This window comes from Micrococcus sp. CS26 (genome assembly GCF_055522295.1).
In genome coordinates, this window is record NZ_JBVFVY010000003.1 from 68,784 (window position 1) to 80,680 (window position 11,897).

The 11,897-nt window shown below is 66.7% G+C and carries 10 protein-coding genes and 1 pseudogene; 5 read left to right on the plus strand and 6 right to left on the minus strand.

The window, feature by feature from the left end:
- Nucleotides 1-5: 5 nt before the first annotated feature.
- Nucleotides 6-322, minus strand: a pseudogene (locus ACZ1IK_RS02100) (integrase core domain-containing protein); the annotation flags it as partial.
- A gap of 40 nt (nucleotides 323-362) precedes the next feature.
- On the opposite strand from ACZ1IK_RS02100, the gene ACZ1IK_RS02105 reads away from it, so the two are divergent.
- Both ACZ1IK_RS02105 and ACZ1IK_RS02110 read left to right on the plus strand, forming a co-directional pair.
- Complete coding sequence (locus tag ACZ1IK_RS02105; protein ID WP_465098274.1) at nucleotides 363-1,232, plus strand: glycosyltransferase family 32 protein; 870 nt, start codon at nucleotides 363-365, stop codon at nucleotides 1,230-1,232.
- 13 nt (nucleotides 1,233-1,245) lie between these two features.
- A complete protein-coding gene (locus ACZ1IK_RS02110; protein WP_336574926.1) occupies nucleotides 1,246-2,085 on the plus strand; it encodes a glycosyltransferase family 2 protein in 840 nt (279 codons plus the stop codon).
- A 17-nt stretch (nucleotides 2,086-2,102) separates the two neighbouring features.
- Here ACZ1IK_RS02110 and ACZ1IK_RS02115 read toward each other — a convergent pair whose 3' ends face one another.
- Nucleotides 2,103-3,167: a glycosyltransferase family 4 protein gene (locus ACZ1IK_RS02115; RefSeq protein WP_465098275.1), complete on the minus strand. Its 1,065-nt coding sequence runs from the start codon at nucleotides 3,165-3,167 to the stop codon at nucleotides 2,103-2,105.
- Nucleotides 3,168-3,395: 228 nt separating this feature from the next.
- On the opposite strand from ACZ1IK_RS02115, the gene ACZ1IK_RS02120 reads away from it, so the two are divergent.
- Complete coding sequence (locus tag ACZ1IK_RS02120) at nucleotides 3,396-5,603, plus strand: glycosyltransferase (RefSeq protein ID WP_336574928.1); 2,208 nt, start codon at nucleotides 3,396-3,398, stop codon at nucleotides 5,601-5,603.
- Nucleotides 5,600-6,523, plus strand: a complete 924-nt coding sequence (locus ACZ1IK_RS02125; protein ID WP_336574929.1) for a glycosyltransferase family 2 protein — start codon at nucleotides 5,600-5,602, stop codon at nucleotides 6,521-6,523. The genes ACZ1IK_RS02120 and ACZ1IK_RS02125 overlap by 4 nt, the downstream gene beginning before the upstream one ends.
- Nucleotides 6,524-6,587: 64 nt before the next feature.
- Here ACZ1IK_RS02125 and galE read toward each other — a convergent pair whose 3' ends face one another.
- Nucleotides 6,588-7,556, minus strand: coding sequence for a UDP-glucose 4-epimerase GalE (gene galE / locus ACZ1IK_RS02130; protein ID WP_336574930.1), 969 nt, complete (start codon nucleotides 7,554-7,556; stop codon nucleotides 6,588-6,590).
- A gap of 111 nt (nucleotides 7,557-7,667) precedes the next feature.
- On the opposite strand from galE, the gene rfbA reads away from it, so the two are divergent.
- Nucleotides 7,668-8,537 (plus strand): glucose-1-phosphate thymidylyltransferase RfbA, encoded by an 870-nt coding sequence (gene rfbA, locus ACZ1IK_RS02135; protein WP_465098276.1) that lies wholly within the window; start codon nucleotides 7,668-7,670, stop codon nucleotides 8,535-8,537.
- 47 nt (nucleotides 8,538-8,584) lie between these two features.
- Here the strand turns inward: rfbA and ACZ1IK_RS02140 are convergent, their stop codons facing one another.
- Genes ACZ1IK_RS02140 through ACZ1IK_RS02150 form a run of 3 tightly spaced genes read right to left on the minus strand, consistent with a single transcriptional unit; the run spans nucleotide 8,585 to nucleotide 11,886 of the window.
- On the minus strand, nucleotides 8,585-9,745 hold the full coding sequence (locus ACZ1IK_RS02140) for a glycosyltransferase family 4 protein (RefSeq protein WP_465098277.1): 1,161 nt from the start codon (nucleotides 9,743-9,745) through the stop codon (nucleotides 8,585-8,587).
- Nucleotides 9,742-10,914 (minus strand): glycosyltransferase, encoded by a 1,173-nt coding sequence (locus tag ACZ1IK_RS02145; protein ID WP_465098278.1) that lies wholly within the window; start codon nucleotides 10,912-10,914, stop codon nucleotides 9,742-9,744. The genes ACZ1IK_RS02140 and ACZ1IK_RS02145 overlap by 4 nt, the downstream gene beginning before the upstream one ends.
- Nucleotides 10,915-10,923: 9 nt before the next feature.
- Complete coding sequence (locus tag ACZ1IK_RS02150; RefSeq protein ID WP_465098279.1) at nucleotides 10,924-11,886, minus strand: glycosyltransferase family 2 protein; 963 nt, start codon at nucleotides 11,884-11,886, stop codon at nucleotides 10,924-10,926.
- Nucleotides 11,887-11,897: the final 11 nt, after the last annotated feature.

Below are 11,897 nucleotides of genomic sequence, written 5' to 3' on the forward strand. Positions count from 1 at the left end.
GCCCGCTAGCTGGGATGTTCAGGGAGGTTGGTCAGTCTAGTCACCGGTAGCAGACCTCCGACCGCGGAGTGAGCTCGATGATGATTGTTGAAGAGCAATCACCTCGGGAGCTGCCCATCACTCTCGGGCGGGGAAGCGTAGAACCTCGCATAGACCCACCCCTCGGCCAACGTGCGATGGAACCGCTTGATCTTCCGGTCGTCTGCGGTCGAGAGGGTCGAGTCCGCTTGCGCTTGATCCCCAGTTGCGTGCAAGCATCGCGCCAGGCACAGGCGAGGTAGGCAGAGCCGCTACCCGTCAGGACCCGCTTCACCCCCACACCCAGGCTGAAGCGCCCTGGACATCACAACTAGGCTGGCCTCATGACACCGACGCCGGACGCTCTCAGGAGATTCAAGCACCGGGCTTTCGTGGCTTCGAAGCACGCCCGATGGGCCGCGCGGGATGCTCGGATCGCCCTGGAGGATCGCCGGTGGGCCGCACTGGAGGAGAAGTTCCCCTACCGATACGACCCCTCATTCTTCGCGCATACCTTCCTGGCCCGCGAGGCACCTGCGACACCAACGCTCGGTGCTGCCCCCCACCGGCTCTGGACTATTTGGCTGGGCGGGGCACCCACCCCGGCACGCAAGGCCTCCCTCCAGGCACTGGAGGCGCAGCCGGGTGTGGAGGTGACGATCGTCCGAACACCTCGGTCCGTCATGCTCCCGGGGCACCCATTCCACCCTGCCTTCGAACACCTGACGTCGGTCCACAAGTCGGACTATCTGCGGGCCTACCTCATGCACCACTACGGCGGCGCCTACATCGACGTCAAACCGATGTCGCACCCGGTTCGCCCCCTCATCGACCAGCTCAACGGCTCAGAGGAGCATCTAGCCCTTGGCTATGCCGAGGTGACCTCGGAGTACGCGGGGCATCCCCACCACGGCCTAAGGGCCGTTCTGCGCCGTCACTACCGCGCCCTGATGGGTCCCTCCATGTTCATCTTCAAGCCCCACTCTCCGTTCACCGCCGAATGGATGCGTGAGCTGCACGCACGGATGGACTATCTGTCAGCCCCCCTGGCGGAAGCCGACGCGGCGGATGCGGACCCTTACGCCACGCCCGCGGTCTACCCCATCTGGTGGACCGAGATTCTGGGTGACATTCTCCATCCGCTGTCCTTGAAGTATCGCGACCGGGTCATCCTTACCGATTCCGCGCAACCCGTCCTCCAGAATTACAGGTGATCCCCTCGTGAATTTGACCGTTGTCATCCCCTGCTACAACGAAGATCCGGCGAATCTCCTCCAGGCGGTCGGTTCCATCCCCAAGGATTTAGATACCGAGGTGATCGTCGTAAATGATGGTTCGACGCGAGAGGAGACCCTGGCAGTCCTCGACTCCTTGGATGCCGTGGTCATCCACCAGCGCAACGCCGGCGTCGCAGCCGCGCGCAACGTGGGCATTGCAGCCGGGACCGGGCACTATATTCTTCCCCTCGACTCGGATGACTATCTTCTCCCAGGATTTATCGAGTGCCTGGTGCAGCACATGGACACCCACGACACGACGATCGCTGCGACGGAGTGGCAAAGTTTCGGTCATACAACGGATCGGCATTTACCACCTGAGGTTGTCACCGCGCCAGAGATGGTGCGGAGCTGCCCCATCAACAACAGTTGCCTTTTCCGCCGTCACGACTGGGAGAAACTGGGAGGATATGACGAAACCTTGCGGATTGGATTCGAGGATTGGGAATGGTGGACTCGCCTCCTTCTCCAGACGGCGGGCGTGGCCAGGCGAGCCGAGGGGCCTGGATATATGTACCGGGTTTCACGGAGAGGGCGAAACCTGAACAATTACAATGGTATTGACGCCCTGACTGCCACACGATCAGCAATGGTGAAGAATAATCCCGGCTTGGAGAAGGAGATAATTCCAGGACTGCTCCAGGATCTAGAGCTGTCATTCTTCTTGGGCCAAAATCAGTCTCCCCTCGCCGCTGAGGCAACCCGGCAGGCTCAGTACTGGGCCCGGCGCTACGGGAAGCTGGAAGGCCTCAGGACCCGCCTGGAACGCTCGCTAGGCCTCGGCCGATGACCTGACGACGCTCCCTGTTAGGGCTGCGGCATGCCGCTCTCGTCTGCCACTGATGTACGAGCCCACCCGCGACAGCGCAGGATCTCGTCCACCTGGCGCCACATCTCTGTGTAGGTGAAGCGCTCCCGAGCAAAGGACGCGGCACGGCTCCCCAATCCCTGACGCCTCTTAGTATCCGACGCCAGGTCTTCCAGGGTCTGACGCCAGCCCGCCAAATCACCCGGGCGCACGAAGGCCGCCGTCTCGTCGGTGAAGTACTCCCGCATGGCGGGGGTGTCCGTCAGGACCAAGCAGGCGCCGGTGCCGGCGGCTTCCAGGGCCACGGTCTGTCCACTGGGATAGGCCATCACGTGCGTCGGGATTGCCACGACGGATGCAGACGCGACGATGCGACGATATTCGGAGAACGGGACTCGTCCGTGAAAAACCACTTCCGGACCAGGCGTGACACCCCGCAGATGCCCCTCACCGGTGTAGAGGTGCAGCTCCAGCTCGGAGCCTCGCATGGCCTCCACGAGCGTGGCGAAGTCTCGGCCACGGTCCGCGCCGACGGACACGATCCCATCCCGCGATTCAAAGGGCGCGACCGGGAACTGCCCAGGGTCGTAACCGAAGCTGACAGCCTCCACCTTCTCGCGCCGGAAGCCCGCCTCGACGAGGAGCTCTATCTGGTTCCGGGAGAAGACGAGGATCAGATCTACGCCGTCGTACAGTGCCACTGTGGCCGCCCGCTCCGCCGCAGTCATCGACTGCAGCTCATCATCCAGCCAGCAGGCGATCATAACGAGCGGCTTCCGCGCGTAAGGCGCCAGGCCTCGGCGCTTTGCCCAAGAGGCCGAGAGCGCCTCCTTCTCCAGGAAGGCGAGCACCAAATCCGCCTGCCAGGCCTTGCGGACAGACCGGATCGTTTTGTCCATCGGCCGGCCAGAGCGATGCTCAACGACGTCGCGGGCCTTGCGGTGGACTCGATGCCTTGCCGGCTCGACGTCCGTGAGGTCGTACCCGAACTGGCGGAGCTTGTCGATCCCATACGGACCGTCCGCTGCGCGACCAGAGGTGAGGACCAGGCAACGGGTATTCACGGGCGCCTCCCGAATGGCATCGCGGATGGAGAACGATTCCTCGACGCTCCCCCTCGGGGGAGCATCCGCGAGGAACTGGCTTCAGCGTACCCGGCCCTATCCGACCTAGGATGGACCCGACGCCGACCACCTGACCGAGGAGTTGACTCACTCGTGGCCCTCCATGTCGGGCTCTACAGTCCCTGGAGCACAGACGACCCTCGGGCATGGTCCGGTGTCGTGGCACCCATGGCAGCCGGGCTCCGTGAGCGCTTCGACGTCACCGTGTTCCCTCCGGTCACTCAGCCGGATGCAACCGGCGAACGGCTCCGCACCCGCCTCCGCGGCATGAGGGGGCAACGCAGCCTTCCCACGCACACCATGGCGACCGCTCGGCTTCGCAGCGCAGCTCTGGCGAATCAGATCCGCGCCCACACCGGGAAACCCTTGGATGCCCTGGTGGCCATCGCCGCGTCGACCGATGTGCTCTCCCTCCCCCACGATCTGCCCCTCGTCCAGGTCACCGACGCCACCTTCCCCGCCATCCGCGGGTTCTACCCGATCGCGACCGGCCTCGGCCGTCGCAACGAGCGAGAGGGGCTGCGCGTCGAACAGGCGGGGGCCACTGTGACGGACCATTTTCTGGCTGCTTCGGATTGGGCCGCCCGCAGTCTGATCGGCGACGCCGGCGTCTCACCCCGTCGGGTGACCGTCGCCCCCTTCGGCCCCGCGACCCCCACGTCGAATGCGCCCCGCCCACGGTCGCCGGGTTCCCCATTGCGAGTCCTGGCTGTCATCGCCGATTGGGAGCGCAAGCGTGGAGACGACGTGGTCCTCGCCGTGGAGCAGGCTCGACAGAGCCGGGAGATCGGGCTGACCATCGTCGGCCGAGTCCCCGACGGCCTCCCCCCGTGGGTGGACACGCCAGGCGTGGTGGACCGGTCGGCACTCGCTGAGCTTTACAGGGAGCACGATGTCCTCCTCGACCTCGCCCTGGCCAACGCCGCTGGCGTCGTCATGACCGATGCCCTGGTCTCGGGGCTGCCCGTCATCGCCACGCGCGTAGGCGGCGTGGAGACCATCGTCCACGAAGGACTCACTGGATGGCTCGTCACCCCGGGCGAGGCCGTCGACCAGACCGCACGTCTGCTAGAGGAGATCTCGCAGGCAACCGTGGCAGGCGCCTCCGAGGCAGCCATCCGAGACGGCCAGTTGAGACTGAACTGGCAGGCATGGGCAGACGCAGCGGAACATGCGGTCCATGCCGCTCTCAAGGCGCGCAGAAGTCCTGGCCCCTCCGCCTCGACCAAGCGGAAAGCCGTCATGCTCACACCCGTTCTTCCTTCGTCGACCCGCCAGGAATCAGCGGGCGAGCACCTGGTCCACGCCATTGCCGAAGTGATAAGCGACAGCGCCGAGCTGACGATGGTTACGACCGATGGCCCGGCCAACCGTCGCGCACTCACCCGCGGAGTCCCCTTCTCCCATCGAATACTCTCCCCTGCGCAAGACCGCCGCGGCCGCCTGGAACGCCTGCTTGCAGTGGCCCCGTCGCTGAGCCGCGTCACCCTCTCACGGGTTCGAGACCTAGTGGCAGAGGCCGATGTCATCGACCTGCAATGGGAGGAGACCGCCATCCTGCTTAGGGCCATGCACCGAATCAATCCCGACGCGCGCGTCGTCGTGACCCTGCACGACGTCCTCTCCCAACGGTTCGGGCGGCAGCGAAAGCTCCAGACGAGCATCCCGCGCCGAGCAGCCTGGGCAGTCCGGCGTGCCGCCGCCCTCCGACTTGAGGGTCGGATCGCTCGATACGCCGACGATGTCGTGGTCCTCAGCCAGAAGGACGCCGATCTACTGCCCCGCCGGGGCATGCACGCACGGGTGCATGTGGTGCCCCCAGCGATCTCCGGCCACGTGCGCGCTGAAGCACCCTCCTCTACGAACCCCCTGCTCCTCTTCGTGGGCTACATGGCCCGTTGGGAAAACGAGGACGCGATGCACTGGTTCGTCACAGAGATCCTCCCCGAAGTACGCAAAGCGCACCCGAACGCACGGGTCGCCGTCGCGGGCGGCGGGCTCCGCGATCACGTCGTGGCAGAACTCGAAGCCAACGCCGTCGAGGTGCTGGGCTTCGTGGACGACCTCGAGCCTCTGTATGAAGAAGCCGCCGTGGTGGTGGTCCCCCTCCGCTACGGCGCCGGCGTGAAATTCAAGGTGGTGGAGGCGCTCATCCGCGGAGTGCCCACGGTGACGACCACCGTGGGAAACGAGGGCATCCACCCCGCCGACGCCGCGTTCGTGGCCGATGACCCCCGGGCCTTCGCGGCATCCGTCAGCCGGGTGCTCCGGGATCCTGACGCCGCCAATGACCATGCTCGCCGGACGGCCCATGCCGTGGCCGAGGAATACGGAGAAGAGCGCTTCCGCGCCCGCCTCCAGGAGGTCTACCGATGAAACCCACCGTCAGCGTCATCATCCCCTGCTACAACGCCGAGGCCTGGATCGGCAAACAGATCACCGCCGTGCTCGCCCAGTTGGGCCCCGAGGACGAGCTGGTGCTCGTGGACAACCTCTCCACCGACACCACCCCCGCTCTGCTCGCGGCGGCCGCCGCAGCCGATCCGCGAGTGCGCATGGTGCTTGCCGACCAGCGTCAGGGGGTGAACCACGCCCGGAACACGGGACTGGCCGCCGCGCGCGGAGACCTGCTCCTGATCTGCGACGCGGATGACACCCTTTATCCAGGCTGGGTCGACTCCTTCCGGCAGACCCTCGCGGAAGGGGGGCTGGCGGGCGGGATAGCCACGCCGGTCGACGATGCAGGCAACCGCCTGGGCCCGGACATCGGCCTCGGAGAGATCTTCGGCGGCCCGCTGTATCCGCTCGGAGGGAACATGGGGATGTCCCGGGCGGTCTTTGAGACCGTGGGCGGCTTCGACGAGTCCTTCGTGGGCGGGCACGACGAGGCTGACTTCGCCTGGCGCGCCGCAGACGCCGGATTTCCCACCCGTTTCGTCCCCGAAGCGCGGATCGACTACCTGCAGCGTTCAGATGTCCGAGGGGTGGTCACCCAGCGGCGCAACTACGCCCGGACCGCCATCCAGTTGTGGACCCGCCATCCTCACCTGGTCGATCCTCTCGGAGTGAGCCTGCGAGGCGCACTCCAGGGCGCTCTCACGGGTCTCTCCACGTGGGGGCGGGTCCTCCGCGGATCCGCGACCCTGGAAGATGGTGCCGAGTGGGGATGGAGGCTGGGCACGCTCGAAGGTCATCTTCGCTACCGCCTCTTGGGACGGCCTCCCGCGCCTCTCATCACTCGTGCCGCCACCTGCCCCGGCGGCCGAGGCATGCCTCCCGCTGTTTCCTACGAGTGAGTTGCCCGCGGCGTCGTCGCCCACATCTGCCGGCCCGTGAAGCCACCACGGGCAAGGGTCCCGATCAGTGGGCTTCCCATGCCCTTCGCGCCTGCCAAGCACTGCCCACCATCTCCACGAGGCTGTGCCGGTTCTCCCAGTCGAGGTCCCGCGCCGCACATGATCCATCAGCGACGATTCGAGCGGGGTCGCCCGGGCGGCGAGGATGGACGGCCGGTTCAAAACCGCGGCCGGTGACACTGCCGACGGCGTCCATGATCTGTCGGACTGAAGTTCCCTCACCGGATCCGAGGTTATAGACGGGCGCCAGCTCAACTCCCGCCATCAATGCCTGCGCCGCAGCGACGTGCGCACGGGCGACATCCACGACGTGCACGTAGTCGCGGACGCACGTGCCGTCAGACGTGGGGTAGTCCGTGCCGAAGATCCGGGGTGCCTCGCCCCGCTCCACAGCCGTGAAGACGAGCGGGAAGAGGTTGTGATGGCTCAGGTCAATGATCCCGTCAGCCCCGCTCCCCACCACATTGAAATAGCGCAGGCTCGTATGCTGAAGACCCGTGGCGACCGCCTGGGCGGCGATCATCATCTCTCCGATCAACTTGGACTCGCCGTACGGCGATTCCGGAGAGGGGGCCGTCTGCTCCGTCACTACAGGGACGTCTGGCGTGCCGTAAACGGCCGCAGAGGAGGAGAAGACGATTCGGCGCACGTTGCACGCTTCCATCGCCTCGAGCACACTCAGCGTTCCTTGGACATTGTTCCGGTACGTGCGGAGAGGTTCTTCTACGGACACCCCTGCATACTTGAAACCCGCCACATGCACGACACCGCTCACTTCATGCTTTCGCAGAGCGTGAGAAAGCGCCTCGGTGTCCAGAACGCTCGTCCTGATCAGCGGAACGTCATCTGGAACGAACCGAGCACGACCCGTCGACAAGTCATCCACAACGACGACGGGAATGCCTGCCGCATGAAAGGCGTGCACCACGTGCCCGCCGATGTATCCAGCGCCGCCGGTGACCATCCAGGACATGTTCCCCACATCTTTCTCAACAGAACTCCAGCATCGCCAACGCCCCGACTTCTGTCTACGGCTTCAGGGTCGGCGGTCGATTTCAGACACTCTGCCAGTAAAGTCAGCCCTATGAAGGGCATCATCCTCGCCGGCGGCACCGGCTCCCGGCTGCACCCCATCACCCATGGCATCTCGAAGCAGCTCGTACCGGTCTACGACAAGCCGATGATCTACTACCCGCTGTCCACCCTGATCCTGGCCGGAATCAGCGACATCCTGGTGATCACTACCCCGCACGACGCAGAGCAGTTCCAGCGCCTCCTGGGCGACGGCTCCCAGTTTGGGATCTCGCTCAACTACGTTCAGCAGCCCTCCCCGGACGGCCTCGCGCAGGCGTTCATCCTTGGGGAAGACCACATCGGCGACGAGCATGTCGCGCTCGTCCTGGGGGACAACATCTTCTACGGCCCCGGCATGGGCCAGCAGCTGCGCCGTCACACCCAGGTCGACGGAGCCACCGTATTCGGTTACTGGGTCAAGGACCCCAGCGCCTACGGCGTGGTGGAGTTCAACGAGCACGGCAAGGCGGTCTCCCTCGAGGAGAAGCCTGCCCAGCCGAAGTCCAACTTCGCGGTGCCCGGGCTGTACTTCTACGACAACGACGTCGTCGAGATCGCGAAAAGCCTCAAGCCGTCGGCTCGCGGAGAACTGGAGATCACCGACGTGAACCGCACCTATCTGGAACGCGGCACCCTGAACGTGGAGGTCCTCCCCCGCGGCACCGCATGGCTGGACACCGGCACCTTCCATGACCTGAACGACGCGTCCAACTTCATCCGCACCATCGAGTCCCGGCAGGGTCTCAAGGTCGGCTCTCCCGAGGAGGTCGCCTGGCGTGAGGGCCTTCTCACCGACGACGACCTGCGCGAGCGGGCCCTCCCGCTCGTGAAGTCCGGGTACGGGAAGTATTTGCTCGACCTCCTCGAGTCTGGCCGCTAATCAAGCTCGGGGGCCGGGGGCTCGGCCGCCCCCGCGCCCCGGCCTCTCTAGCGCCGCCCCCCTTCGGCGTGGCGAACCAAGTGCTCCACACGTCTCCGGTTCACGTTCTCCCACGTCTCCGCTCCCACAAGCTCCAGGCCAGCCCGTCGCATCCGCTGATACTGCCCGACGTCAGACGCGGCCGCCAGCACCGCCTCAGCCAGGCTCCGAGCATCGCGCCGCCGTGCAACGGCGCCGACACCGTTGTCCCGCACCAGCGGGGAGAGGGTCACCTGGGGGAATCCGATTACCGGAGCGCCGCTGCCCAAGCTCTCGTAGTACGTGCACGAGGGGTCACCTTGGACATGAGGGAGGAGCATGAGGTCGACCGTCTCCCGCACCAACGGCTTCCATTCCGTCTCGAAGTCGCAGAATCCCGCGAAGCGAACGTCGGGGCCCGCGATGCCCCGCAGATGGCCGTCCAAGTCCCCCCCGCCGAACATGGTGAGGGTGACCCCGGGAAGGTGGTCCCGTAGGACCTCCATCGCCCGCACCGCATACTCCGGCCCCTTGATCGCGGTCCATCGTCCGGAGAACCCCAGCCTCAAGGGGCGGATGCCGTCCCACGGAAGGATCGTGTCATTGGCGCGGACATCCGACTCGGTGATGCGGTGGTCCATGAAGCCCAGCGGATCACATGCCAGCGGCCCGTAGGCCCGCATCGCGGCGGGGCCATTGCACTGGATGGACAGCGCGTCCCGGACCATGACGCCGCAGACACGCTCGCGACGGAGCAGCCCGGCCACAGCGCGCCCCTTGTCGATCGCTCGTCCCGACGCGAGGGCTTGGTCACGGCGGATGGCGAAAGTGAATTCAGCGGTCAACACCATGGGCAGCCGCTCAGGAAGATGGGCGGCCTGGGCGTGGAGAAGAGTCAGCACGACGTCGGGGGCGAGGCCCCGCAACGACGCTACCTGCTCCTCGCGCTGGGCGAACGGGGGCACGACGAGAATCTCCACTGGAGATGATCCGTCGATCCTCTGACGGAGATGTCCCGGCGGGGTCGCCCCTGCGGCGGCAGGAAGGACCCCCGGGGTGGCGAAGACCACCTCTCCCGGCCAGAGGCGGGCGTACTCCAGCACTCCGGTCCAGCTCTTCCCCTCGAGGATCCATTCGCCCGTCGCCCTGTCCTGGGAGAGCGGGAACGGGCTGAGATACACAAGTTTCATGCCGACCGACTTCGCTTTCCCCCATGTGGCCCCATAAGCCGCAGATTCTGGTCCTGGTCCAGTCTTTCCATCTGCACTCTAACCGCGGAAGCAAACGCGTCCTCCGAGAACCGCTCGGCGTGCGCCTGCATCACCCCGCGGTCCCAGTCATGCGCCAGCAGACGTTCCACCCCTCCGGCCACCGCATCCACCGTCGGTTCCTCGACGAACACTCCGTTGACGCCGTCCACGATGGTGTCCAGGTAGCCGCCGGCCCGCAGTGCCACGGTGGGCACGCCCCACGCGCTCGCCTCGAGTGGCGTGATGCCGAAGTCCTCGTGGCTCGCGGCGATCAGTGCCGTCGCGTGCGCGTACGCCCAGCGCAGCTGCGCGTCGGTGAGGTCCTGGCCGAACACCACGTCCTCCCCCGCCATCGCGCGTAGCTGGGCCTCCTCCGGGCCCTTGCCGATCACCACGAGCGGTCGCCCCGCGCGGGCCGCGGCCTCGATGGCCACGTCCACGTGCTTGTACGGCATGAGCCGCGCGACCGACAGCAGGAAGCCGTCCTCCGCCAGCCGCTCCGCACCGGGGATCGGCTCCTGCGGGCCGTCCGTGCTCACGGAGTGCGGCGGGAACACGAGGTCCACGCCCTCGAGCCCGTAGACGTCTTCGATCCTCTTCTTCACTACCGTGGAGTTGGCCACATAGCGTGATCGGCGCCGGACGGCCGCGCGGTCCCACCTGCGCAGACCCGGGCGCAGCACGCGGGCGATCCGCCCCTTGATGCTGTCCCGGCCGCCCTCACCCAGGTAGTCGTCCAGCAGGTACACCCAGCGCGCCGGGGTGTGGCAGTAGACGAGCGTGGCGCCGTCGTAGCGGAATCCATGCGCCCAGCCGGACGTCGAGACGACGGCGACGGACTCCTTCACGTGCATCAGTGAGGAGGCCAGGGGCAGCAGCGGCAGTGCCCTCCGCGGGTCCTTCCGCAGCAGCCCCACCCGGTTCAGGGGCGACGTGACGATGTGCGCGTCCTTGAACTCGGGGAACGTGCCCTCGGGGTCGTAGAACGTCGTGTAGATGGGCGCATCCGGCCACATCCGGTGCAGTGCGAGCACCACCCGCTCCGCCCCGCCCTTCTGGGTGAGGTAGTCGTGGGCGATGGCGATCGTTGCGGGAGTCTGTTCCGACATCGTGTCCCCTCAGATGGCCCGTTGCGCGCGGTGGGGGCGGGCCCGTCCGGCCTCGGCGGCGCCCTCCACCTGCAGGGCGATGAGTCGGCGGGCAAGCCCCCGGGGCAGGTAGTCCGTGACGGCGTCGATCAGAGCACTGGAACGCGTGAGAGTGGCTTCGGTGGTGCCCCACGCCACCAGGCGCACGGCAGCACCCCACACGCCTCGCGGAGCACCGATGTTGCCGAGCGGTGCCGCCCCGTGCTTGCTCACGAACAGGTTCCGCGCGGCCGTGCCGTGCAAGGCCCGCACCGCCTTCGAGTGCGTCGTCACGGCGGCAGCGTGGTGTCGCGTCTCCAGCTCGGGGCGGATTACCACGGGGTAGCCTGCCGCGTGCAGCCGGTAGCCGTAGTCGATGTCCTCCCACCCGTACTGTCGGTAGTCCGGGTCGTAGCCGCCGATCTGCTCGTGCAGGGCACGGGGGACGGACACGTTGCCCGCCCAGTGCCGCCACTGCCGATCCGCTGGCAGCGCATACGCGTGCTCGCGGTGCAAGTCGTCCTGGGCGTCACCGTAGGCGCGCTGATACGGGGTGGGCTCCAGGACGTTCAGATAGAGTCCGATCACGCCGCCAGGCCCGCCCGCGTGCGCGGCCACGTGGTCCCGGATGTAGTGGGGTCCGGGCTCGAGATCGTCGTCCGCGCGGATGAGGATGCGGCCGGACGTGGCGTCGGCACCTGCGTTGAGCGCGGCGACCCGTCCGCGGTTCTCCCGGAAGACGGTCCAACTCAGGTCCAGGCCCGGATGTTCTGCGGCCAACTGGGCGAGCACCGCTTCCGACCCGTCCACATCCCCGTCCACGACCACGTGGACCTCGAACGGCGGGGCGTCCTCCTGCGCGGTGAGGGCGCCGATCAGGCGCGGCAGCCGCTGGGCTCCGCCCCGGCTGGGGACGATCACGCTGGCCTCGGGGGTCAGGGGCGTCTCGGTCATGAGTCCTCCGC